1 protein-coding gene is annotated in these 635 nt (G+C 60.2%); it reads left to right on the top strand.

The annotated features are described in order from the left end of the window. A partial coding sequence (gene kduI, locus AC1DE4_RS31825) for a 5-dehydro-4-deoxy-D-glucuronate isomerase (protein WP_477884763.1) occupies positions 1-618 on the top strand: 618 nt, incomplete at its 5' end. Between the last annotated feature and the right edge of the window lie 17 nt (positions 619-635).

Genomic DNA, 635 nt, shown 5'->3' with positions numbered 1-635 from the left:
CTGGCCCGGCGCGAGCTGATCGCTGTCAATATTGGTGGTGCCGGCATCGTCGTCGTCGATGGCGAAGAGTTTCAGGCCGGTACCCGCGACATGGTCTATGCCGGCATGGGGGCTTCGGTGACATTCCGGTCCGTATCGGCCGAACAACCGGCAAAATTCTACCTGCTCAGCGCCCCCGCGCATGTCCGTCACCCTGCAAAGCATATCGGCATTTCAGATGCCAAGCGCGTCGATCTCGGGGCACAGGCAACGAGCAACGAGCGCTCGATCTTCCAGTTCATTCACCCGGACGGCGCCAGGACCTGCCAACTCGTTGTGGGCATGACGACGCTTGCTGAAGGCTCGGTGTGGAACACCATGCCCTGCCACGTGCATGACCGGCGGATGGAGGCCTATCTCTATTTCGATCTGCCGGAAAAGGCCCGCGTCGTGCATCTGATGGGCGAGCCGAACGAAACGCGCCACCTCATCGTCAAGAACGAGGAGGCGATCCTGTCGCCGGGTTGGTCGATCCATTCCGGTGTCGGCACATCAAGCTACACATTCATCTGGGCCATGGCCGGTGACAATGTCGACTATACCGACGTCGACCTTGTCGCCATCGAAGATCTTAGGTGAGGAGGGGGAATATGGCA

The organism is Rhizobium sp. 10N414 (genome assembly GCF_056394785.1).
Note: the sequence above shows the minus strand (reverse complement) of the source record. Positions and strands in the feature narration are given on the sequence as shown.